This is a genomic window from Mesorhizobium sp. M0894 (assembly GCF_040319725.1).
GTDB lineage: Bacteria > Pseudomonadota > Alphaproteobacteria > Rhizobiales > Rhizobiaceae > Mesorhizobium.
On sequence record NZ_JAMYOG010000008.1, the window covers coordinates 174,113 to 197,573 of the forward strand.

The 23,461-nt window shown below is 65.0% G+C and carries 26 protein-coding genes; all 26 read left to right on the forward strand.

All coding sequences use genetic code 11. The features are described 5' to 3' along the window. The 26 genes from NKH91_RS17785 (at position 1) to NKH91_RS17910 (ending at position 23,461) form a co-directional block, all read left to right on the forward strand. A complete protein-coding gene (locus NKH91_RS17785) occupies positions 1-1,788 on the forward strand; it encodes a DNA primase family protein (RefSeq protein ID WP_352884321.1) in 1,788 nt (595 codons plus the stop codon). Between the two features lie 359 nt (positions 1,789-2,147). Continuing rightward, positions 2,148-2,984: a hypothetical protein gene (locus tag NKH91_RS17790; RefSeq protein WP_352884323.1), complete on the forward strand. Its 837-nt coding sequence runs from the start codon at positions 2,148-2,150 to the stop codon at positions 2,982-2,984. Positions 2,985-3,077: 93 nt separating this feature from the next. Further along, entirely contained in the window at positions 3,078-3,614 is a 537-nt protein-coding gene (locus NKH91_RS17795) for a phage tail protein (RefSeq protein WP_352884325.1), read from the forward strand. A 142-nt stretch (positions 3,615-3,756) separates the two neighbouring features. Beyond that, entirely contained in the window at positions 3,757-4,392 is a 636-nt protein-coding gene (locus NKH91_RS17800) for a hypothetical protein (protein WP_352884327.1), read from the forward strand. Beyond that, complete coding sequence (locus NKH91_RS17805) at positions 4,389-6,515, forward strand: phage terminase large subunit family protein (RefSeq protein WP_352884329.1); 2,127 nt, start codon at positions 4,389-4,391, stop codon at positions 6,513-6,515. The genes NKH91_RS17800 and NKH91_RS17805 overlap by 4 nt, the downstream gene beginning before the upstream one ends. Then, the gene (locus NKH91_RS17810; RefSeq protein WP_352884331.1) at positions 6,512-8,116 is read left to right on the forward strand and encodes a phage portal protein; all 1,605 of its coding nucleotides are present in this window, start codon (positions 6,512-6,514) and stop codon (positions 8,114-8,116) included. Before NKH91_RS17805 ends, NKH91_RS17810 begins: the two co-directional genes overlap by 4 nt. After that, complete coding sequence (locus NKH91_RS17815; protein ID WP_352884333.1) at positions 8,116-8,403, forward strand: hypothetical protein; 288 nt, start codon at positions 8,116-8,118, stop codon at positions 8,401-8,403. Before NKH91_RS17810 ends, NKH91_RS17815 begins: the two co-directional genes overlap by 1 nt. Further along, complete coding sequence (locus tag NKH91_RS17820; RefSeq protein ID WP_352884335.1) at positions 8,394-9,317, forward strand: S49 family peptidase; 924 nt, start codon at positions 8,394-8,396, stop codon at positions 9,315-9,317. Before NKH91_RS17815 ends, NKH91_RS17820 begins: the two co-directional genes overlap by 10 nt. 117 nt (positions 9,318-9,434) lie before the next feature. After that, positions 9,435-9,863: a hypothetical protein gene (locus NKH91_RS17825; RefSeq protein WP_352884337.1), complete on the forward strand. Its 429-nt coding sequence runs from the start codon at positions 9,435-9,437 to the stop codon at positions 9,861-9,863. A gap of 64 nt (positions 9,864-9,927) precedes the next feature. Then, on the forward strand, positions 9,928-10,707 hold the full coding sequence (locus tag NKH91_RS17830; protein ID WP_352884339.1) for a hypothetical protein: 780 nt from the start codon (positions 9,928-9,930) through the stop codon (positions 10,705-10,707). Between the two features lie 70 nt (positions 10,708-10,777). Further along, positions 10,778-11,833: a major capsid protein gene (locus NKH91_RS17835; protein WP_352859786.1), complete on the forward strand. Its 1,056-nt coding sequence runs from the start codon at positions 10,778-10,780 to the stop codon at positions 11,831-11,833. A 59-nt stretch (positions 11,834-11,892) separates the two neighbouring features. Beyond that, the gene (locus NKH91_RS17840; protein WP_352859788.1) at positions 11,893-12,129 is read left to right on the forward strand and encodes a hypothetical protein; all 237 of its coding nucleotides are present in this window, start codon (positions 11,893-11,895) and stop codon (positions 12,127-12,129) included. Beyond that, the gene (locus NKH91_RS17845) at positions 12,129-12,560 is read left to right on the forward strand and encodes a hypothetical protein (RefSeq protein ID WP_352884340.1); all 432 of its coding nucleotides are present in this window, start codon (positions 12,129-12,131) and stop codon (positions 12,558-12,560) included. The genes NKH91_RS17840 and NKH91_RS17845 overlap by 1 nt, the downstream gene beginning before the upstream one ends. Next, positions 12,557-13,318 carry a hypothetical protein gene (locus NKH91_RS17850; RefSeq protein WP_352884342.1) on the forward strand — a complete coding sequence of 254 codons (762 nt, stop codon included), beginning with the start codon at positions 12,557-12,559 and terminating at the stop codon, positions 13,316-13,318. Before NKH91_RS17845 ends, NKH91_RS17850 begins: the two co-directional genes overlap by 4 nt. Continuing rightward, complete coding sequence (locus tag NKH91_RS17855; protein ID WP_352704917.1) at positions 13,315-13,518, forward strand: hypothetical protein; 204 nt, start codon at positions 13,315-13,317, stop codon at positions 13,516-13,518. The genes NKH91_RS17850 and NKH91_RS17855 overlap by 4 nt, the downstream gene beginning before the upstream one ends. Next, on the forward strand, positions 13,518-15,032 hold the full coding sequence (locus NKH91_RS17860) for a phage tail sheath subtilisin-like domain-containing protein (protein ID WP_352884344.1): 1,515 nt from the start codon (positions 13,518-13,520) through the stop codon (positions 15,030-15,032). The genes NKH91_RS17855 and NKH91_RS17860 overlap by 1 nt, the downstream gene beginning before the upstream one ends. 39 nt (positions 15,033-15,071) lie before the next feature. Then, positions 15,072-15,437, forward strand: coding sequence for a phage tail tube protein (locus NKH91_RS17865; RefSeq protein WP_352884346.1), 366 nt, complete (start codon positions 15,072-15,074; stop codon positions 15,435-15,437). Positions 15,438-15,439: 2 nt separating this feature from the next. Next, complete coding sequence (locus NKH91_RS17870) at positions 15,440-15,745, forward strand: hypothetical protein (protein ID WP_352884348.1); 306 nt, start codon at positions 15,440-15,442, stop codon at positions 15,743-15,745. Positions 15,746-15,884: 139 nt separating this feature from the next. Beyond that, entirely contained in the window at positions 15,885-17,684 is a 1,800-nt protein-coding gene (locus NKH91_RS17875) for a phage tail tape measure protein (RefSeq protein WP_352884350.1), read from the forward strand. Then, positions 17,684-18,820, forward strand: coding sequence for a DNA circularization N-terminal domain-containing protein (locus NKH91_RS17880; RefSeq protein ID WP_352884352.1), 1,137 nt, complete (start codon positions 17,684-17,686; stop codon positions 18,818-18,820). Before NKH91_RS17875 ends, NKH91_RS17880 begins: the two co-directional genes overlap by 1 nt. A gap of 48 nt (positions 18,821-18,868) precedes the next feature. Then, on the forward strand, positions 18,869-19,930 hold the full coding sequence (locus NKH91_RS17885) for a phage baseplate assembly protein (protein ID WP_352884354.1): 1,062 nt from the start codon (positions 18,869-18,871) through the stop codon (positions 19,928-19,930). Beyond that, positions 19,927-20,376 (forward strand): phage baseplate assembly protein domain-containing protein, encoded by a 450-nt coding sequence (locus NKH91_RS17890; RefSeq protein WP_352884356.1) that lies wholly within the window; start codon positions 19,927-19,929, stop codon positions 20,374-20,376. Before NKH91_RS17885 ends, NKH91_RS17890 begins: the two co-directional genes overlap by 4 nt. Further along, entirely contained in the window at positions 20,376-20,918 is a 543-nt protein-coding gene (locus NKH91_RS17895) for a phage GP46 family protein (RefSeq protein ID WP_352884358.1), read from the forward strand. Before NKH91_RS17890 ends, NKH91_RS17895 begins: the two co-directional genes overlap by 1 nt. After that, positions 20,890-21,966, forward strand: a complete 1,077-nt coding sequence (locus NKH91_RS17900) for a baseplate J/gp47 family protein (protein ID WP_352884360.1) — start codon at positions 20,890-20,892, stop codon at positions 21,964-21,966. Before NKH91_RS17895 ends, NKH91_RS17900 begins: the two co-directional genes overlap by 29 nt. Continuing rightward, the gene (locus tag NKH91_RS17905; RefSeq protein WP_352884362.1) at positions 21,959-22,681 is read left to right on the forward strand and encodes a putative phage tail protein; all 723 of its coding nucleotides are present in this window, start codon (positions 21,959-21,961) and stop codon (positions 22,679-22,681) included. The genes NKH91_RS17900 and NKH91_RS17905 overlap by 8 nt, the downstream gene beginning before the upstream one ends. Positions 22,682-22,693: 12 nt before the next feature. Further along, positions 22,694-23,461 carry a phage tail protein gene (locus NKH91_RS17910; protein WP_352884364.1) on the forward strand — a complete coding sequence of 256 codons (768 nt, stop codon included), beginning with the start codon at positions 22,694-22,696 and terminating at the stop codon, positions 23,459-23,461.

Below are 23,461 nucleotides of genomic sequence, written 5' to 3' on the forward strand. Positions count from 1 at the left end.
ATGCCTGAAGAGGTGGCCACCATTCTCGACGAAGCGACGCGCCAGGCCGAAGCAGCCGGGCTGTCCCGCACCCCGCTCGATGTCGATGTGACTGTCGACGAACTGGATGATGGTGAGCCGGGCACCGGGCCGCGCCGGGGCAGCAAGGTCGATATGGAGGCGGTCAAGGCTTGTGCAGGCCTCGACCATTCCGATACCGACAATGCCGAGCGTCTGCTTGCCCACTTCGGCGAGGATCTGCTTGTGCTGGCCCAGGCGAAGGCGCGCAAGGCCGCCTACGCGGTTTGGACTGGCACGCATTGGGATATCGACACCGGCGATCCGCGCTCGCTGGCGGTGGCACAGAACCTCGGCGGGCGCATCGCGCTGGAGATCGAATTCATCGATCACACACCGGCTGAGAAGATCGCGATCGAGCGCGGCCATGAGGCGCTGAAGAAGCTGGAGCAAGAGCGTTCTCCTGGCGAGAAGAAAGTCGCCAAGATGGCGGAGGCGGCCCAAAAGAACCTCGCTGCGCGCATCAGCCGGCGCATGTCGCACGCCGTCTCCTCGAAAAACAAAGGGCGGCTCGAGGCGATGCTCGCCTGTGCAGCACCCCACGTCATGCGCGGGCCTGACGAATTCAACGCCGACCCGCTGAAGGTCGCGCTGCGCGGCCATACCCTGTGCTTCCGCAAAGTGATCAAGACGGTGCGCAATCCCGCCTTCGACGATCCCGACGACAACCGCGAAAACCTGCCCGAATTCATCGTGGCGCCCGTTGCCGAACTGAAGGTGGTCAAGGGCCATCGCCGGCAGGATCTGATCACACAGGTCGTGCCGGTCGATTACGATGCAAAGGCCGGCTGCCCGAAGTGGCTCGCCTTCATGACGCGCATGCTGCCGCACGAAGAGGTTCGGCGCATGGTCCAGGTGGCGGCCGGGCTCGGCCTGATCGGGCTGACCGTGCAAAAGCTATTCTTCCACTATGGCTTCGGCGCCAACGGCAAGTCGGTGTTTCTCGAGGTGCTTTGCCGCCTGCTCGGCGAGGCCTCGGTCACGCTGCCGTCAGAATCGTTCACCGGCGAGGGCAAGGCCGGCGGTTCGGCCAATCCGGATATGGCGCGGCTCTATGGCCGCCGGTTCCTGCGCGTCAAGGAGATGCCGGAGGGCGAGGATCTCCGCGAGAACCTGGTCAAGGACCTGACCGGCGGCGAGCACTTTGCCGTGCGTGACCTGTTCCAGGGCTATTTCGACTTCAAGCCGATCTTCACCGGCCACATGTCCGGCAACGGCTATCCGAAGATCTCCGGCACCGACAACGGCATCTGGCGGCGCATGGCCGTCGTCCACTGGCCGGTCGTCCTCGAGGCGAGCGAGCAGCGCGAGTTCGAGGAGGTCGTTTCCGAATTCCTGCCGGAGCACCCCGGCATCCTGAACTGGCTGGTCGAGGGCGTGATGATCTTCCTGCGCGAAGGCCTCATCGTGCCCGAGGCGGTGCTGGCGAAGACACAGGAGTATCGCGACCAGATGGACCCGACGGCGGCCTTCGTGGCGCGCTGCGTGGTGCGCGAGGAGGGCGAGCCGGTGACGGCCAAGCAGTTCTATCAGGCGTATGTCGACTTCACGGTCGACCAGGGCGGCAAGCCGGTCTCGCTGACCCGCTTCGGCCTGATCATGCAGAAGAAGTACCGGCGCGAGGATGGCCGGATCGTCCACTACCACGGCATCCGCCTCGTCGACGTGCCGCCGCCCAAGCGCGAAGGCGGGTCCGGCCAGCATGATTTCGAGGAGCATCTCCGCTCATGACGCGTCTCCCCGCGACCCCTCGTTCGGCTTGCAGTTTGGCCCGCAAACCCATGCGCGCCTTGAATTCATTGGCTTTTCCATGGCGACACTTGGAGACAGTCGCGCCAGTTCGCGCTACTCGTTTCGCAGTGAATAAGACAGCGAAAACAAAGGGTTGCGACAGTCTGCACCACTTTGGCGAGGGCTATAGGTGTGAAGAGGGGTCCGGGGGAGAAAAGGTTTTATGCGTATAGGCATCGAATAACTATCGCTACTCCCGCAACGACACGTCAACGCATTGAAATCGCTAAACGAACTGTCGCTTAACAACTATCGCTAAACTCCCGCAAACTATCGCAAACTGTCGCAAGGATAAGAAGATGAAGACCGTGACCATTGAGGAATTGCTGACCTGGGCCTTCGTCAATGAATTGCCGAAGGGCGGCGGGGTTGACGGGCTGGACAACGCCAACTCGGCCTGGCGGATGCTGGAGGCGTCGTCATGGGGCAAGATCACCAGCTTTGCCGAGCTTGGCGCGATCATCGACAGGGGAAGGGGTGATACCGAGAATTACTGGATCGAGCAGGGCGAGCCGCATGACGACGCGGTTGCGGTCGGGCGGGCGGTTGCCGGGCTGTCGCGCTGCGACGTGGCGGTGCCGAGGGACTGGAACGCGCTGGCCGACTGGCCGGACACCGAAGGCATGGCCGAAGCGGCGGTCAAGAAGGCCGTCGAGCGCTACATGGTGCGCACGCCGCAACGGCGCGCCGCCGGCATCGTCAGCCTTGTCGTCGGCACCGCCATCCTCGGCCGCGAGCCGGACTTCGTGGCCGAGCCGTCCAAGACGCGCATGATCGAGCGCAGCGGCAAGCCGGCCTGGTTCGTCATGAAGCGGCTGACCGACATCCATGGGCAGACCTATGACCTGGAGGTTCACGGCTATGACGAGCGCAAGCAAAGGCCGGTGAAGGGCGCCTATCGTAAATACGAGTTCTCGACCGATCCGACCGGCGACATCCTCGGCCGGCTCGATTACCAGATATGGGTCGCGGCCCTGCGCCGGCTCGAGGTCGAGATCGCCATGCAGCTGACGGGGCACAGGCTGGTTTATTCGGATCGCTCGATGACGCCATGGCTTGAGGCCGACAGGCCTGGCGTCGCCATCGTCGAAAGGGCGGCAGAGCGGCCCGCGAAAAAAACTGCCGTTGCTTGTTGACGTGCGGGAGAAACTTGACATACATCTGAACACGGTAAAAAAGAAATCACCCCGGCGCCCCAAGCGACCGGGGTTTTTCATTGGGAAAAGGCCGTGACCGTCGAGCTTCATGTCGATGCGTCCGACTTTGAGCAGCTCGGCCGCGCGATTGCCCGGCTGCCGGAGCAGATCAAGGCCAAGGCCGCTGCCCGCGCCATGCGGCGTGTCACCGAGATGGCGCGCAGCCGCATCGTCAAGCGCAATGCCGAGCGCATCGACATCCCGCCGTCGCGGGTGCGGGCGGTGACCACGGCGCAGTTCAATGCGGGCGGCAACACGTCCGATGTTATCCTGAGATCGGGCTGGCTGCCCCTCTACAAGCTCGGCGCAACCCAGACGGCCAAGGGTGTGCGCGTCCGATTGAGAGGATCATATCGCTCTGCCTTCATCGCTGAGATGAAGAGCGGCCATGCTGGCGTGTTCAGGCGACAGGACAAGGACAGGCTTCCGATCCGCGAGCTGTTCGGGCCAAACCCGGCGCACGACATCACGAACAACCCGGAGGTCTACCTCCAGGTGCTGACCGAGCTGATCGAGCAGAGCCTGATGCCTCGCTACCTGCATGAGGTCGAGAACCTCCTGCCCCGCTGACCCCACCCCCGGTGTAGGGACCGTACCAGCGTCTCCGACCCAGACGGGCCCGGGGGAGCCCGGGATTTTTCTAGTAGGCGCGTCGGAAAGCGGTACACGCAAGAACGTGTGATGCACGCGTGCCGCACGGGACACTGCACGCATGGACATCGAAACCGACGCCGACGCAGGCGAGTGGATTTCGATCACGGATGCTGCGGCGCGTTTGAGCGCGGCTGGTGACCGGATCGATCGCTCGACCTTGTCGCGCTACCTGAAGCAGCACGCTCAAGCGTTGCCGACGCGCGAGGAGGGTAAGTCCCACCTGGTCGAGTTCGGCGCGCTGGTCGCGCACCGTGGCGAGAACATTCGGCTGCGCTCGGTCCCGCCGGTCTCCGGGCAGACTGGCCTCGGCCTCAAAGCGAAGGCGCCGCCTTCAAGGTTCGCCGGCAGCCAGTCCGACGGCTTCGCCCGCAAGGCGCAGGCCGACGCCGAGATGCGCGAGATGGACCTCGCCAAGCGTCGCGGTGAACTGACACCGACGGCAGAGGTCGACAAGGCCGGCCGCGATGCGATAGCGCTGATGCAAAGCGCTTTCGACCGGGCGATCGAGAGCGAGGCGGCGAGCCTCTCGGTAAAATATGGCTGGGACGAGCGCGTCGCGCGCATTGCCTTGAAGGGCTTTGTCCGCGTCGGCCTTGACGACTTCAACCGCGAGATCCGCGAGCGCCTCGACCAGCACGAGCGCGAGCGCGCATCCGGCGACACCGGGCCATTCGACCAGGCCGCCTTGCAATGAGCTATCACGATGCGCGGCTTTCCTTTCCGGATCTGCCGCATGGCGCCGAAGTCCTGTTCGCCGGCCTCGAGGCCGCCAGCCGGCCCGTCGCTGACCTGACGATCTCGGAATGGGCCGACCGCTACCGCTTCGTCTCGCCGGAATCGGGGTCGCCCTGGCCCGGCCAGTTCAAGACCGACCGCGTTCCCTACCTGCGCGAGCCGCAGGATTGCCTGCATCCCGACCATCCGGCACGCCGCGTGACCTGCCGCTGGGCGGCGCAGCTCGGCAAGTCGACGGCAATCGAGAACTGGTTCGGCTTCATCGTCGACCAGGCGCCCGGCTCGATGATGATCGTGCTGCCGACCCTCGAGGAAGCGACTAAGTTCAACCGGGTCAAGCTGCAGCCGACGATTGAGGCCAGCCCGCGCATCACCCACAAGGTGATGCCGGTCAACAGCCGCGACGAGCAGGGCTCGACCACTTCGTTCAAGCGCTACGCCGGCGGCTTCTGCCAGATCGTCAATGCGGGCTCCTCCAAGGGCCTGCAGATGGTGTCAATCAAATACCTCGCGATGGACGAGGTCACCGGCTATCCGCGCGACGTCGACGGCCGTGGCAGCCCGCGCGACCAGGCCCGGGCCCGCCAGAAGATGTATGGCGACCTCGCCAAGGAATGGGAAGGCTCGACGCCCGGCATCTCCGGAGAATGTGCAATCACCGGCGATTTCGAAGTCGGCGACCAGCGCTACTACTACGTGCCCTGTCCGCATTGCGGCATCTATCATGTGCTGGAATTCGACCAGTTTCGCGAGCAGCTGCGCGATCCTGATCCGGCGCGCAATCTGCCGGTTCATGTGGCCTGCATCGCCTGCAACGGCGCCATACTCGACGGCCACAAGGCCGAGATGAACGCGCGCGGCCACTGGATCGCCCGCCGCGTCCATGACGGCGAGGAGAAGGTGCCGGACGCGATCGCGCCCCAAGACATCGGCCGCTGGCGCTGCGACCCCTGTGAGGGCCGCTGCCGCGACTGGCAGCCGAGCTATCATCTGTGGGCGGCCTACGCGCCGCGCGAACGCTTCGCCGACATCTGGCACCGCTTCAAGGACGCCGAAGGCGACACGACGAAGCTGCGCACCTTCTACCAGCAGGATCTGGCGTTGCCCTACGATCCGGGCGGCGTCGCCGTCGAATGGGAAAAGATCGTCGAGGCGGCGCGCAAGTTTCCGTTCCCGCGAGCGGTCATCCCGGCCGAAGCGGGCATCATCGTCTCGGCAGCCGACGTCCAGGGCTACGGCATCAAATGGTCGGTCTGGGCGATCGGACCGCGCGACCGCGCCTGGCTGATTGACCGCCAGGTCTTCATGGGCGCGCCGGACCAAGTCGACGATGCTTGGATTGAACTCGCCGACGCGCTCGGCAAGACCTACCGCACGGCCGGCGGCGGTGAGAAGGGCATCGACATTTCCGGCGTCGATTCGGGCTTTGCCACCGACCGCGTCTACCGCTTCTGCGCCTCGCGGCCGAATGTCTACGCGCTCGATGGCCGCCACCAGATCGGCCTGCCATGGCTCGGCACACCGGTGAAGAAGGATATTCGCGACCAGCGCAAGCGCATCATCGCCAAGGTCATGCTCTATCCGGTCGGGCTCTACGACATCAAGACCTCGGTGATGGCAGCACTTGCCAATTTCGTGCTCGGTCCCGACGAGAAGGGCAGCTGGCCGCGCAACACCATCCACCTGTCGAACGAGCTTTGCGACGACGAGTTCGCCAAGGAGATGACGGCGGAGCGGCTGGTCGATCCGGACGAGGAAGCGCGCGCCACGGTCTCGCGCCGGGCGCGCAATTTGATCAGCCCGAAGGCGCCGCGCGAGTGGAAGAAGATCCTCGGCCGCGCCAATGACTGGTTCGACACGACGGTCTACGCCTTCGCGCTGGCCTGGCATCTGAAGCACAAGCGCCGGCTCAATGCCGAGCGCTGGGCCGATCTGTTGACTGAACTGCACGGTAAGCCGGCCGAGCCTGACCTGTTCGAAGCGGCCGAGGACGGGCCGTTCGTGAAGAAGAAAACCGCGCCAACGCCGGAAAGTGATGCGCGGCGCGAGGCCAGAAAAAAGAAGTGGGCGAACCGAAGTTGAGCGCGAAACCCCGTTACCGCATCAAGGCTGGCAGCTCGGTTGTTTCCGATACTGCTCGTCCGCGCCCGGCAGGTAGCTATCTTCGCGACACGCGTTCCGCAATCATCTCGACTCGTCCTGCGATCATGCGCGAGCATCGCGACGAGGTTCGCGCCGCCTGGCGCCGTGCCGCTGGCCTGGCAGCCGACATCATCCAGAATTCCGGCCGCATTCGCGGCGCGGTCGACCAAGTGCTTGCCGACACCGTCGGGGAGGAGTTGGTGCTCACGCCGAAACCGAACCTCTCCAGGCTCGGCTATGACGCCAATGAAACGGTCGAATTCGTCAAGCTGGTCAAGGAATGGTGGAAGAAGCGCGCCTGGAACCAGCGTGAATGCGATTTTCGTGGCAAGTTCACGCTGCCGCAGATGATCGACATGGCGTTGCGCGCCGATGTCGTCTTTGGAGAAGCGGTCGGCGTCTTGAGCTATTTTCCGATATCTCAGCGCCGCCGCTATGGCATCGTCAGCGGAACCAAGCTCTGCCTGATGTCGCCGACCACACTGGTCCAGGATACTAACGAATTCGTCGGCCTTTATCAGGGCGTCATCCACGATCCGAACGGCCGCCCGGTGGCCTACCGATTCGAGGAGCGTCAAGACGGCATCCTGACCAAGCGCGATCATCCGGCCTATGATGCGAACGGTCGGCAAGTCGTCGTTCATGTCTTCGACCCGATGGCGCCAACCGATGTACGCGGCATCTCGCGGCTCGCATCCGCCATCCGGAAGCATATCCAGCATGAAGTGCTGGTCGACGCGACGATCCAGACGCAGATCCTGCAGACGATCTTCGGCATCGCGCTGACCAGCCCCGAACCCTCCAAGGAAGCGTTCGAGGCGATCGAGGCGCTGCCGGACGATAGCGAGATCAGGACCGACTTCATCGACTATTTCCAGGCCGCGCTCGATCGTGCCGCGGAAGGAAAGATTTCGATCAGCGGCGATCCCAAGGTCTCTCACCTGGCGCCCGGCGAGGATCTGAAATTCCTGACCAGCGGCACGCCCGGTCCGCAGTTTCTTCCGGTGTCGGCGGAACTGTCGCGCGACATGGCGCGTGCTCTGGGCATCACCTATGGCGGCCTGACCATGGACAACACCTCGGCGACCTATTCGTCGGTCAACATGGACAACGCCTCGATCTGGCCGATCGTCACGCGACGCCGCAGCCGCGTCGCCTCGCCCTTTTGCCAGGCCTATTATGAGAGCGGCCTGGACGAGGAGATCGGCGAGGGCCGTATCCCGTTCAAGGGCGGCTACGAAGCCTTTGCGGCCAATCGCGATGACGTGCTCTGGACCCTGTGGAACGGGCCGGCCAAACCGACGGCCGACGACGGCAAGAGTGCGAAAGCGGCGACGGAACGGCTTGTGAACGGCACGTCGACCTTCGAGGCCGAATGCGCCGAGCGTGGGCTCGATCCGGAGGAAGTTTTCGAAAGCCGCAAATATTGGCATGACCGCTTCGTGGCTGCCGGGCTGCCTTCGCCCTTCGTCGCTCGAAACGGCGGTGCGCCCGACAACAACGCCGCGGCTGAAGAAGAGCCGGCAAAGAAAGCCGCCTGATGCCAACCATGATCAAAATCGCCGGCGTCTCGGTCGACGCGGAAGACCCGTGTGCGCTCTATCAGGCGCTTTATGCGGCCAAGCTGAAGCTGATTGCCGGCGAACGGGTCGAGGAGACGGAAGTGCGATCGCCGGTAACCCACCGGCGCGTCCGCATATCGGTCGGCAGCGTCGCTGCGCTCGACGCCGAGTTGATGCGGCTCGCCGCAGCCTGTTCGGCCAAGCAAGGCAAGCGCTCCCGCTACGCCAAGACGATACGCTTTGTTGGAGGCGGTCCATGTCGATAGCCTTTGAACGAATCTGCGGCGCCCTCTTCGACAGGCCGCATCTCTATCATGCTGGCAAGGCCGAGACTTTGCTGCAGATGCTCGGGCCGCGCCTTACAGGTCACCCGATCACCATCGTCAACGCACCAGGCGCGGTCGACCATGTCGCCTTTGCCAATGGCCGTCCGTCTGCTGGTGTGCTGGGCGATAGCATGGGTCGCCGCCTCGACCAGCGCGGCATCGTCCCGTTCGAAATGATCGAGAATGTCGCTGTCATTCCGGTCGAAGGCACTTTGGTCCAGAAGGGCGCGTGGATCGGCGCGTCGTCTGGCGAAACGTCGTACCAGGGACTGATCACGCAATTCGCCCGTGCCGAGCGCAGCACGGCTGTCAAGGGAGCCGTGGTCGAGATCGACAGTTTCGGCGGGCAGGTCAACGGCGCCTTCGAGGCTGCAGCCGCCCTACGCTCGCTGTCCAAGGCCAAGCCGACGATCGCCATCCTGACCGACTTCGCCTATTCGTCCGGCTATCTCCTCGCCAGCCAGGCGCGGCAGATTATCATGCCGGAGTTCGGCGGCGCCGGTTCGATCGGCGTCGTCATGATGCATGCCGATTTTTCCGGCAATCTCGAGCAGGAAGGCATCAAGGTCACCTTCATCCATGCCGGCAAGCACAAGGTTGACGGCAATCCCTACCAGCCGCTGGCCGCCGGCGTTCAGGAGAAATGGCAGACCGAGGTCGAGCAGATGCGCGACCGGTTCGCCGGTGTCGTCGCGCAAGGGCGTGGCAAGCGGATGTCAAAGGCGGCGGCGCTGAAGACCGAGGCAGAAGCCTTTTCGGCGGCCGAAGCTGTCGAGCTCGGCCTCGCCGATGCGGTCGGCGACAGCCAGGAGGCTTTCGCGGCTTTCATAAAGGACATCAACGGAAAGGCCTGACAGATGGCGAACAGCATGTTGGCCGCAGTCCGCGCAGCAACGCTCGCGGCAGCGGATGAGCTTTCCCCCGAAGGGGAAAATACCGGCGCCGATGCGCCTCACAGCAAGGAGACTGACATGTCGAAAGACGCGCAGCCCGCCGGCGGCAGCAACACCGAAGCCGGCATTCCAAAAGCAGATCACGATGCGGCTGTAGCAACCGCCGAAAAGACCGGCCGAGCGGCTGGCGCACAGGAGGCGACGGAACGCCTCTCCGCCGCTATCGGCGCCGAAGGCGTCAAAGGCGATGCGGGCCGCATGTCGGCGGCGCTCGATCTGGTGGTCAAGTCGCCGGGCATGAGCGGTGCCGATGTCGCCGCCTTCGTCGTCGCCAATGTTGCGGCGGCCAAGCCAGCAGCAAGCGCGGATGCCGCGGCTTACGAGAAGACCCGCCTGGCCGCCGCCGGCCTGGCGCAGCCCGGCGGTAAGGACGCATCTCAGGACGCGACCAGCCGGATCCTCGGCAACTATCGCGCCTCGACCGGAGCGCCTGCCAAACAAGGCTGACGGCCGCGCCGGCTGACAGCTCAATCCCAGCAACGACAACTACAACTCACCGAAAGGGTTGATCATGACCAGCATTCCTTTTGCACAGCCGGGCATGGCGGCCCGCGACGTGTCCGAAACCTTTACGTCCGCCGAGATCTTCAACTCGGCCATTCCCCATCCGGTCACGGAAGATTTTCCGGTGGCTGCCGATGTGGCCCTGCAGGCCTTCTCGGTCGTCGGCCTCGCAGCATCCGGCCTGAGCCTCGCCATGGCGACGCTGCTTTATGCGCCTGGCAGCAAGGCCACCGGTCGGCTGGTCTTCTCCGGCGTCGGCACCGTCGACGACACGATCACCATCGGCGCGACTGTCTATACGTTAAAGGCGGCGCCGACCACTGTCGCCGGGCAGGTGAAGATCGGCGCCACGGCGGCCGAGACCGCCAGCAACCTGATCGCGGCCATCAATGCCGGTGCAGGTGCTGGCACGGCTTATGGCTCTCTCACCGTGGCGCATCCGGACGTCAGTGCGCAATCTGACGCGGCCGGCATCGTCGGCCTTGTCGCCAAGGTGGCAGGCGCGGCGGGTAATGCGATCGCTACCACCGAGGCCGGAACGGCAACTGCCTTTGCCAATACCACGCTGGTCGGCGGTGTCGATCAGGTCGGCGTCGCGCCGATCGGGATCACCACGGCGCCCGTGGTCGACACCGACGCCGCGCAGCGCGTCGCCATCTATCGTGCCGGCAACTTCAACCCGGACGCACTCAACTGGCATGCCTCCTTCGATACGGACGCCAAGAGGGAAGCCGCCTTCCGCGGCGCCCTCACGCCAACCAACATCGTCGTCCGCAAGCGTCTCTGACGCGAAAACAGCAACTCCCCTTCCACGCAATCGCGGCTGAGGCCGCCTCTTTTCACAAAGGGCCACGACCATGGCGGACTTCGACCACTATGAACTCTGGGACACGCACACTCTGCTGGGTGTGTTCCGCGAACTCGACATCGTGCCGAGCTACTGGCTCGATCTGCTCTTCCCCAACCAGATGTCGTCGACCGACGAGTATATCGACCTGGAGAAGATCCCGCGCTCTGGCCGCAAGCTCGCGCCCTTCGTCGCGCCGATGGCGCAGGGTCGCGCCATCTACGAAGAGGGTGCGCGCCTCGAGCGCTTCAAGCCTGGCTACGTCAAGGCAAGCGATCCCGTCTCGCCGCTGCGCGCCTTGACCCGCCGTCCGGGCACGCTGCTCGGTCCCAACGCCCAAAGCCCGGCCGCCCGCTACGACGCGGTAAAAGCCGACATTCTTCAGTTTCACCGCGTCGCCGTCGAACGGCTATGGGAATGGATGGCGGCGAAGGCGATCATCGACGGCAAGGTTGTCATCGAAGGCAAGGACATGCCGCAGCGTCTGGTCGATTTCGGCCGCGCCAGCGGCCACACCGTCGTGCTCGGGGTTGGCGCCCGCTGGGGCGACGCCGGCGTCTCCATCCTGGACGACATTCAGAGCTGGGCCGACATGATGCATTCGGCCGAGTTCGGCGGCGCTCCGAACCGCATCACCGTCGGCACCGATGCCTGGGGCGTCATGCGCCGCGACCCGGAAATTCTAGGCGAAATGGACCTGACCCGGCGCGGCAATGCTGATTTGACCATCAAGACCGGGCTGATGACCACCGGCGAGGTTCGCTATGGCGGCACGCTCGGCGGCGGCATCGAGGTCTGGGTCTACAAGGACTATTACACCGTCAGCGGCGTTGTTACGCCGTTCATGTCTCCGAAGGACGTGGTCTTGTCCGGCCCGAATGTGCAGGGCTATCGCTGCTTTGGCACGATCGTCGACCTGCATGCCCAGTTCGAGGCGCTGCCGATCTTCCCGCGTAACTATGTTCCGGAAGGTGATGTCGCCATCGAGCAAATCCTCACCCAGTCGGCGCCGCTGATGGTGCCGGTCAACCCCAACGCCACGCTGAAGGCGACCGTCCTGGCCTAATCGCCACCGGGTCCGCCCTCGTTCGTCCGGCAATCCTCAAATCGAACTGGAGACTTATCATGGTCAAAGCCATCGCTTTGAACACGGTCCACCTGTGCAAGACGCCGGGCGAGAAGACCCCGGAAGGCAAGGTGGCCAAACGCGCCGAAATCGAAATCAAGGCGCCAGGGGCCATCCTCGACCTCGACAAGAAGCAGTTCGAGGATCTTGTCGCCAAGGGCGCGGTTCGCTCGGCTACCAAGGTCGACCTTGCCCGCGCGGATACGGCCGCCGAAATGGACCTCGGAACGGCCTGATGATCGACTGGAACGAGGCTTTGGCGGCGACCGATTCGACCGTCGCCGAGGTCTTCGACCGCGAAAGCTTCCGCGTCGTGCCGACGGCGCGGCGCGTCGGCGTAAACGATACCCGCATGGCCGATCCAGATCGCGTCGGGTTTTCCTTCCTCGGCTCGATCGATTTCGGCCCTGCGGCCCTTGCGCCCGGCTTCTCGCATCCGTCCATGATGTCTTCGGATCGCGACCGAGCGCGCGAAATGCCGGCGCATGAGGCCGTCGTAACCGCGCTGTCGACCGACTGGCCCGAGCCGGTCAAGGTCGAGGACCAGATCGTCTGGCTTGACCCGGAGACCGGCGTTGAGAAGGGCCGCTTTCTTGTCGCGGCCAATCCGGTGGACGGCGGCAAGCGCCTGGCGCTCTTCGTCAACCGCACCAAGGGCCGGCCATGACCATTGCCGCCGAAATCACCCGGCTGGCCGCTGTCGAAAGCCTGTGCCCGACCGTCGCGATGCTTGCCGGCACCGCGCTGCCGACCTTGGCGCGCCACCGCGTCTTCGACAGCCGCCGGCCTTCGACCGATGAACTTGACGCCGGCGAGGAATACACGCCGGTCCTGTCGCTGTTCACCCGCAAGTCGGAATCGCCGCGCCGTGGCCAGGGCCAAGGTAGTGTAGCGAGGAACGGCCGCACCATGCTCGAGGTGGTGGCGGAGCTCTGCGTGTCGGCGCAGGACGAGGACGGCTCGCCCTATACCGACGCCATGGTCGGCTCCGACCCGAAGGCGCGCATCGTGCTGTCGGCGCTCTGCGCGCAGGTGCGTTTCGTGCTGACGCAAGGGCCAACAGGCACGCTCTTTCGCCAGATCGTCATGGCGATCGAGAGCATCGACGAGGAGGGCTTTGCCGTCCCCGAGCTCGGCCTGCGCTGGCAGCGCACCACCATGCTGTTCGACTGCCAGATACCCGACGACGATTTCTCCGGCGGGGCAGGGCTGCCGCAGCCGGCCGCGCGCATCGCAGCGCTTCTGCCCGACAATTCCTACGCCAAGGCCACCCTGGCCAATATGGCCGCGCAGTTCGTCGCCGCCGCACCATTGCCGATCATCGACACGATCGCCTTCGAAGTAAAGCAGACCGGCGTCTCCGGTGAGATGGGTCCTGCCGCCGCGATTGCGCAACCCTTTCCTGAGATCGAGGAAGAGACATGACCACGCTCGTTCACGTCAGACTGGCGGATGCCGCACATCGCATGCCGCACCCGTTCAACCCGAGCGTCGACTTTCCGGCCGAAGGGCTGACCGTGGACCGCGAGGACCCGGCCTGGATGCAGCTCATCAATGACGGCTCGCTGACGATCGTCGAAAAAGAAGCGCCTGCCACGGCAGGCAAGCGCAAGGAGAAAAACTGATGGGCATCCTGTTCAACAACATCCCCGGCGCCGGCCTGGTCGCGCCGCTGTTTGCCTTCGAGGTGACCTCCGGCGGCAGCTACCAGTCGGCCTCGCGCCTGCTGCTGATCGGCCATAAGAACACCGGCGCGCTAATTGCAGACAATACCCCGACGCCGGTCGGCTCGGCGCAGGAAGCCGTAGCACTTTGCGGCGCCGGCTCGATGCTGGCTGAAATGGCGCGTGTCGCGTTCTTGAACGCGCCGACGCAGGAGACATGGATCTTGGCGGTACCGGCGACCGGCACGGCGCGCGTCGACACCATCAAGGTCAATTCGGTTCCGGCCGGCGGCGGCGTCGCCACCGTCGAGATCGGCGGCGAGCCGGTGCAGGTGCAGATCGCCGCCGGCGACAGCGTCAATACCGTCGCCGCCGCCCTTGCTGCTGCCATCAACGCCTATTTCAACGCGCTGACCGGTGCGGCGCTGTCGGTCGCCGCGACGGTCGCCACGGACACGGTGACGGTGACCGCCCGCCATCTCGGCCTGATCTATGTCGACTATGACTTCTATGTGCCGACCGTCGTTGCCGGCAACGCCTTTGCCGGCGCTGCCGTCACCATCACCAACACCGTGGTGCCGACCGGCAGCCCGGACCTGTCGGCGGCTCTGGCCGCACTCGGCGACGATCCCTTCGACTGGATCGTCTCGCCCTTTTCGGATGCCACCAACATCGCCCGCTACACGGCGGCGATGAACGATGTGTCCGGCCGCTGGGCATACAATCGCCAGGTCTATGGCCATGTCTTCACCACCGCGGCCGGCACGCTGTCGGCGCTGACCACGATCGGCCTGGCGCTCAACGACCGTCACCTGACCATCCACCCCCGTCTGCCTGTCGCTGCCGGCAATCCGACGCCGGCCTGGCTGGCCGCATCTGCCCGCACGGCGCGCATCGTGCCGTGGCTGTCCGACGACGCCACGGGCAATGTCTCGCGCAACCAGAAGGGCCTTGTCGTGCAAGGAGAGCGGCCGCCGCGCGATCGATCGCTGGTGCCGACCTATGCCGGCCGCAACACCATGCTGCGCTCCGGCATCTCGACCGTCATCGTCAACACCGATGGCGGCGTGGCGATCGACAAGGTCATCACCACTTACCAGAAGGATGCCAACGCGCAGCCGGACGAGACGTTTCGCGACATCCAGGCGATCGGCCAGCTCGTCGCCATCCTGCGCTATTTCCGCGCGCAGTTGTCCTATGAGCACGGCCAGAAGGCGCTTGCCGACGAAAACCCCGGCGGCCTCGGCGCGATCTCGACGCCGAAGTCGATCAAGGCGACGCTGGTGCATGCCGCCGACACGCTGGAAAACCGGGGCGTGCTGGAAAACGCGCGCGGCTTTGCCGACCGGCTGATCGTCCAGCGAAACAGCCAGAGCGCCAACCGCGTCGACATCATGGCGCCGATCGACCGCGTCAACCCGCTCGACGTGATTGCCGCCAACGCGATGCTCTACAGCCAGTATCGCGCCGTCTGATCGCCGCCTGACCATCCATTCAACTGAGAGGAAAAACCGATGCAGAATTTCGGCGGAGAAATGACGTTCGGTCTTTCGACCGGCGAGCGGATCGTGGTGCGCGGTGCCGCCGAGATCATGCCGTCCAATGTCGAGATCACCGGCGCGGCCAACCAGGACGGATCGGTGTATCGCACGTCCGAGCCGACCGGCTTCAAGGCGAACCTCACCTTCGAGGATTTGCCGACAGACGACTGGAACCGGCTGATGCGGGCTTCCGGCTTCAACGTGACGCTCAACGAAAGCTTCACCGGCGTTCAGCATCTGTGGACCGAAGCCGCCTTCACCGGCACGCCGACAGTCAACCGGGCGAGCGGTGAAGTCACCGGCGTGGCGCTGATCGCCCGCGTCTACCGGAAGATCTGACGATGGCGGAAACAGTCGTTCCGCTGTCGAAGCGCTATGAGGCGCACGGCGAAGCCTTCGAAAGCGTCACACTGCGCGAGCCGCGCTTCGAGGATTTGCTGGCGCTGGGCGAGCCCTACGAAATACAGCGCGCCGGCGGCAACAATGTCGTGATCGAGAACGTCGACACCGTCGCTGACTATGTCCGCCGCTGTGTCGTGGCGCCGGGGATCGAGAAGCTGGTCGTGCTTGAGCTGGCCGATGCCAGGCTGGTGCGCGATGCGGTGATCGGTTTTTTTATGCGTACCGCGCCGGCGGTCACCGAGTAGGCGACGTCATAGGCATTCAAGCCGATGATCTGATGTTCTTCTTCAACTGGCAGCCAGGCACGGTGCTGCCGATGCCGTTTTCCGACATCGCCATGCTGCACAGGCGTGGCATTGAATTCCTGAAGCGTAGGCCGAAGACATGAGCAACCGCACGATCGAGGCCATATTGCGCCTGTCGGCGAAGCTCGGCCCGATGGGTGCCTTCGGCCAGTTGTCCAGCAAGCTCAACCAGGTCAATCAGAAAGCTTTAGCGTTTAACCGCACGCAAGGACTGATGGCGCGCAACAGCATGTTGGCGGCAAACGCCGTCCGCGGGCTTGTCGCCTATGGTCTGGTGCGCAGGGCCGGTCAAATGGTGACAAACTTCGCCGGCGCCGAACGGCGGCTGAACCGTATCGCCATCAATGCCGATGCCGGCAAGGACAAGCTGGGCGAGATGTTCCGCACGGTCGATCGTGCTGCGCTCGATTATTCGATGACGCAGGACAGCATCACGGACGGTCTCGAATCGCTTGTCGCTTCCGGACGCAGCCTCGACGATGCGCTGTCTTTCCTGCCTTCCGTGGCCGCCACAGCGCAGGCGGCCGGTGCCGAAATCGCCGACATAGCAACCACGGCCGATGCGATCGGCAGCTCGTTCCATTTCGCCGGCAACAACATGCAGCGCGCCTTCGACATCCTTGTGACGTCGGGCAAGCAGGGCAAGTTCGAGTTGAAGGACATGGCCCAGTACCTTCCGTCGCTGGCGCCCGCCATGGCCTCTCTTGGGTATGAGGGTGAGAAGGGGTTGGGCAAGCTCGCGTCCATGCTGCAGACGGTGCGCTTGCAGACCGGTGACGCGAGTTCTGCCGCGACCAATTTGCAGAACGTCTTGCAGAAGATGGAATCGAACGAGACGGCGAAGCGCTTTAAGAAGTTCGGCGTCGATCTGCGCAAGGAAATGGCCAAGGCACGCAAGGAAGGCCGCGACCTCATCGATGTGTTCATCGAACTCACCGAACGGGCGCTCAAAGGCGATCTGTCGAAGATCCCGCAACTGTTCACCGATGCCCAATTCCAGCAAGGCATGCGCGCCCTTTTGCAGGGCCGCGACGCCATGGAGGGTTTCCAGAAGGCGCTCGAAAATGTCGACGGCGCGACCATGCGCGATCTCGGCCGCGTCCTCGATGATAACCAGTCGAAGATCGACCGCATGGGTGCATCGTGGGAGCGCATGGTGCGCGCGATCGGGTCGGGTATTGCACCCGCCGCCACCGGCGCCATGGACTTCGTCAGCTCCAACATGGACAAGGCGCAGTTCATCAATACCGAGCTCGACAAGCAGGGCATGGGCTTCTGGGAGAAGCGCATGTGGTGGCTGCGCAATGGCTTCGACAATCAGGACCAGGGACTGACCGCGTTCAAGGGCGGATGGCGGTCGCCCGAAGGCCTGGTCGCCGCCAAAGGGCCGATGAGCGCCAGCCCGGAATTGCCGTCGCGCCGTCAGGACCAGCCGGGCCGCACGCCGATCCCGACACCTCGCCCGGTTGCGCCGAGCGTGGCCGAGCAATACCGGCTCTACGGTCGCGGCCACGCAGCCGCCGTGCGCAACAGCGTTCAGGTCGAGAAGCCGTCCGGCTACTTCGGCAACGAAATCGATTTCAGCGCGATGGAACGAGCCACGGACGCCGCAGCTGCCGACCTGAAGGGAGCCGGCGTCGAGACGGCATCGTCCGTTGCTGACAGCGGCAAGCAGGCCGGTGACAGCATCAAGTCGGGTGCCGACACTCTGGCATCGGTCGCGGGCAAGCTGGAAGCGGCAATCGTCGCCGGCGCCAATGCGCTTGCCGGCGCTGCCCGCAGTGCTGCCGCCGACCTGTCGCGGCCTATCGGCTCGCTTAAGGCGGTGCGCGCCGACACCGGCAAGTCCAATGCCGGCCATCTTATGGGGCCACGTTGATGCGCGACTGGCTGAAAGCCTTCCGGCCCGCGTCATTCCGTGGCGTGCCGTTCTTCGTCGAGGCCGAGGAAGCCGAAGGCGGCCGGCGCGTCGCCATCTCGCCGATCGCCTATTCCGATCTGCATGTCACCGAAGACATGGGCGGCGATGTCAGGCGGTTCAGCCTGTCGGCCTATGTCGCCGGCGACATTGCCGATGCGAATGCCCGAGCCTTCACCGCGGCGCTCAACGCACCGGGCGCCGCGACGCTTATCCTGCCGATGGGCGGCCCGGTACTGGTTAGGGTGCCGCGCTGGTCGCTGTCGCGTGAGCGCGGCCGTGCCGGCTATGTCGGTTTCGACATAGAATTCGTTGCGGCCGGCCTGCCGTCGTTGCCTTTCGCCGCCGTGCCCGGCGCCTTTGCGGTTGCCGGCAAGATCGCCGCCGGCATCGACATGATCGCGTCTGCCGCCGCTTTCCGCATGCGCGATGTCGCGCCCGGTCAGGCGGCGCCCTCTGCGCTTGCCGCCGCGGGCGCTGCGGCGCTTATGGCTTCGGTCGCCGATGCGGCGGAGTTGCCGGCCGAAAAGCGGCCCGCCATCGCCGACGCGATAGCGACGATCACGCGCCTGTCGACAGAACCTGTTGCCCAGGCCGGGCCGATCGCTGCGGCGATTGCCTCGACGGTTGGCGCCATTGCCGATCTGGCGAGCCCGGCCGAGGCGGGCGATGCCTTCGCGGCCGCTGCCGTACCAGCTGGAAATGATGTTTTCGACCTGGTGTCGGCCGCCGTCTTCGCTGCAGGGTTTTGCCAGGCGCTTGCTGCCGGCGATTATATTTCGCGCCAAGATGCGCGCCGTGCCCGTGACCGCATTGCGCCGGTCGTCGATCCCGTCCTCGAGGCCTTGTCCTCGGGCCTCGACGTTGCGGTCAGCGAATGGCTGTCAGATATCGCGGCGACCGCGGCATCCGACCTCAGTGCCGTTGCCGCCAATCGGGCGCCGCTGGTCAGCATTCAGACCGAAATATCATTGCCCGCGACGGCGCTGGCCTACGCGCTTTATGGCGATGCTGGCCGCGCCGGCGAGCTGGTCCAGCGCAACAGCGTCGCCACCCCGGCGGCCATGCCGATCAGCTTCGAAGCCATCGCCCCTTAGCCTACGTGTACACGCTGCCCTCACAGGGCAGCCTGAGAGGATCGTGCCTTGCCGCTTGAGACCATTGCCATCCAGGCAGGCGGGCTGTTCTTGCCCTGGCAGGATGTCTCGATCTCGATCTCGGCCGAGGAGGCTGTGCGCAGCGCCGTCGTCACCGGGCACATACCGCCAGGCGCCTCACCACCTTGGCCCGACGACAGGGCCAGCGTGACGGCGAACGGCACGCTGCTGCTGACCGGCTATGTTCGCGACCTCAGGCCCGACCAGGGATCGGACGACTGGCGCGCGACCATCTCGTTGGTTTCGCGGACGGTCGACGCGGTCGAGACCTCGATCCTGCACAAGACCGGCCTGGTCGAGAACAAGGACATCAAGGGCATCGGCGAGGCCTTCGACAATTGCGGCATCGGCATTGAGGCGAAGGGATCGTTCGAAACCATCGCCAAGCACCAGATCGAACCGGGCGAATCGCTCTATTCGACTTTGGAGCCGCTGGCGCGCGCCGAGGCGGCGATCATCCACGACACGCCGCAAGGCAAATTGCGCATCGTCCAGAAACCGGAGGGGTCGCATAGCGGCGGCCTGGCGGCTGGCGTCAACATCATCTCCGCGGCAGCGGAATTTTCGGGCGAGGGCAGGTTCAACCCGGTCATCGTTCGCGGCCAGCAATCGCGCGGCACGACGCCCCAGGCGCTGCGGCCTGAGGCCAAGGCGTCCGACGCCTCGGTCGGCCGCAGCCGCCCCAAGATCGTCGTTCTCGACGGCGAGGCTACGACGAAGCATATGAAGAACGCGGTCGAATGGGAGGCCCGCGCGGCGGCCGGCCTTGCCGTTAACGCGACCATCACCGTGTCGGGCTGGCGCGATGCCGGCGGCAGGATAAGGACGCCGAACTTTCTGGTCTATGTCCGCCATCCGCGCATCTATCTCGACCAGATGATGGTCATCAAATCCGTGGAACTGACGCAGGATACGCAAGCCGATGGTGACGGCACGCGGGCGACCCTGACGCTGACCGATCCGCGCGCGCTCGGAGGCTCTTCGTCCGGTTCGAAGTCGGGCAAGGGATGGTCGGCGCCGGAGCCAACGGCGGAGTATTCGGCGCAATGAAATCTTCCGCACACCTGACGCGTTTCGAGATCGATTCTTCGCGCTTCGACAATGGCCAGCTGCTGATCTCCGGTCGCGGACTTGCCGGCGAGACGTTCAAGGATCTGCTCTACGTTCAGCCGCATGGCGCCGCCAGTCGTCCGCCCAAGGGCGCGATCGGCGTTGCCATGGTCATGCCTGGCCGCCGCACCCAGGCGATGCTCATGGGCATCGAGCATGCGCAGCACCGGCCCGACCTGCCGGACGGCGCCGCGGCACTTTACGATGCGTCTGGAAACATCATCAAACTATTCGCCGGAGGCGTGACCATGGATTTCGGCTCGCGAACCATCACGCTGACCGGCGGCACCTGGAATTTGAAAGGCGACCTTAACGTCGACGGCAACATCACCGCCACCGGCTCGATCATGGACGCCGGCGGCAACACACCGCACCACACGCACTGATGATGATCAGGATCGTTCCACTCACCGGCGACGGCGAACCGCTGCTGTCGCCCGATACGCTATGGGACGGTACGTCGGGCGACTGGGCCATAGAAGGCGACGACAAGGCCAATGCCGGCGGCCTGCGCGCCAAAGCGGAACTTGCCACCGCCGTGCTGCTCTGCCTGATGACCGATGCGCGCGTCGAGCCGGACGAATTGCCGCCCGAAGAGCAGAACCGCGGCTGGCCCGGCGACAGTTTCGACCTTCGCACCGACCTCGGCGAGACGGTGATCGGTTCGAAACTCTGGCTGCTGCGCCGCTCGACGGCAAACGATGCGACCGCATTGCGGGCCGAAGACTATGCCCGTGCCGCCCTGCAGACACTGATCGACCAGAAGGCTGCGGCCACTGTCGAGGTGACCGGTACGGCCGACCCGGCGCAGCGGCGCATCGATTTGAAAATCACCTTGAAGGACCGCGATGGCGCGGTCGTCTTCGATCGCCGCTTCGGCGTCCTGTGGGAGCAACTGCGTGGCCTGGACCGTCCTCTCGCCAACTGAGATTTCGACCCGGCTGCGCGGCACCTTGCGTCGCTACCTGCCGGGCACCGATGCACTGGTCTGGCCGAACAATCTGACGGCGATCGTCAAGACGGTCGCAGCCGGCATGCATGACATGCATCTGCGCGCCGCCTGGCTTTACGACCAGATTTTCGCCACCACGGCCAGCGTCCAGCATCTGGAACGGCACGGTGCCGAACTCGGCATCTATCGCCGGCCGATGGCGCGCGCCGAGGGCGTGGTAACGCTCAATGGCTATGCCGACACCATCTATCCGGCCGGCATCGCCTTTATTGCCGGCAACCGGCTCTATCGCTCGGTTTCCGATGCGCGCTCCAACCTGGCTGGTTTGCTCGCGCTGACCATCCTGTCCGACGATTATGGCGTCGCCACCAACATCGCCGCCGGCGAGACTTTGCAGCGCGCCGACCCGACGCAGTTCCCGAACCTCGAGCTTGAAGCGACCGTGGCCGGCGGCGGCATCGGCGGCGGTGCCGATACGGAGACGGATGCCAGCCTCCGCGCGCGCATCCTCGACCGCAAGCGCAGGCCGCCGCAGGGCGGCGCCTATTCGGACTACGAGCAGTTTGCCCGTGCCGTGCCCGGCGTCACTCAGGCGTGGGCCTTTGCGTTCGCGGATGCGCCCGGGACGGTCGGCGTCTGGTTCCTGTTCGAAGGCCGCGTCAATGGCATTCCTGAGGCCGGCGACATTGCCCTGGTGCAGGATGCGCTTGAGCAGCGCCGCCTGATCCGGGCCGGCTTGTCAGTCTCGGCACCGATCCCGTCTCCGCTCGACATCACCATCGCCAATCTTGCCGTCGACACGGTGCAGACGCGCGCTGCGATTGCCGCTTCGATCGCCGCCATGCTGGTCAGGCGCGCCCGACCGGGCGTCGCTTCCGCGCCGTTCACCCTGTCGCGCTCGTGGATTTCTGAAGCGATCAGCCTTGCCGTCGGCGAGGACCGTCACTTCCTGATCAACCCGTCCGGCGACATCATCTATGTCGGCGGCGAGATGCCGGTGCTGGGCGCGGTAAACTATGTCTGACCGCTGGCCCCGCTATCCCGGCGAGGACGAGCTTGCCTTCTTCCATTTCGCCCCCGACGACCCGTTCATCGGCGCGCCGCCGCAGGGCGATGTCCTGTCCGATCCCTCGGATGAGGCCGCAGAAGGTTTTCTGACGGCGCTGCTGCCCAAGGGTGCGGCATGGGGCACGCCCGACAACCAGGCGCTTGATCCGCTGTCAGTGCTGTCGCGGTTCTGGCGCGCGGTCGGCTCGGCCTTTGCCGATGCATATCGGGCGCTGTTCGGGGTAGCGCTCGAATCGACGGCGGTCACCCTGGTCACTTCGCTGGACGACTGGGAAATCGAATACGGGCTGCCCGATCCCTGCCTCGGGCCGGACCAGACGATCGACGCGCGCATGCGCTCGCTGCTGCTGAAAATCCGCTCGGGCGGCACCATCACGCCGGCCGATTTCATCAAGCTCGCCGCCGATGCCGGCTATGCGATCTCGATCGAGGAGCCGACACCGTTCCGGGCCGGCGCCTCGACTTGCGGCGGCCCTGAGGCAATCGCCGGCGGCGATGTCGTCGAGTATGTCTGGATCGTCAGCGTACCCGGCGTTTCGGTGGAATATTTCCGCGCCGGCGATGGCCGCGCCGGCGAGACGCCGCTCGGCCGGCTCGGCCTGCCCGACGATCTTATCTGCCTGTTCAACGCGCTGAAGCCAGCCTGGACCACCATCGTTTTTTCCGTTTGAAAAGAGGCCGCCATGAAGTTCGTCAATCCGCGCAATGCGCCGCCCTCCGAGGAGCGCATTCCTTACTGGAACGAGAACCGGCCGGCCGGCCTTACCGGCGCCATCCCGCCGGCCGATGTCTTCAACGATCCGCAGGACGAGATCCTGAAGGTTATCGTCGAAGCCGGCCTCACACCCGATGCTGCGGACAAGACACAGCTCTGGCAGGCGCTGCAGGCGCTGATCGCCGACATTGTTTCGGGCAGCACGCCGTCGATCGAGGTGCCGCCCGGATCGGTCTCGATGTTTGCCGCCGCTACAGCGCCGACCGGCTGGCTGAAATGCAATGGCCAGGCAGTCAGCCGCGCCACCTATGCCGATCTGTTCGCGGCGATCGGCACCAGCTGGGGCGCCGGCGATGCAGTCACCACCTTCAACGTGCCGGACTTTCGTGGCGAATTCCTGCGCGGCTTTGACGACGGCCGCGGCATCGACACCGGGCGCGTCTTCGGCAGCCTGCAGGACTATGCGACGGCGCGGCCGCAGAACGACACCGTCCAGCGCGTCGATCCGTTAACCGGCGATCCCGTCACGCTTAAGCAGGCGGGCAACCCGTCGGCGGCGACCAATCCGTCGCAGGTCGGCTTTGTTCGCGCCTCGAAGCTCGGCGAGCGCATCGTCACTGGTGATTTCGATCCGGGCGGCGGCGGCAACCCTTATGTCGACATCGTCAACGTCGTGACCGGCGATGACGAGACCCGGCCGCGCAACCGGGCCGTGCTGTATATAATCAAAACTTGA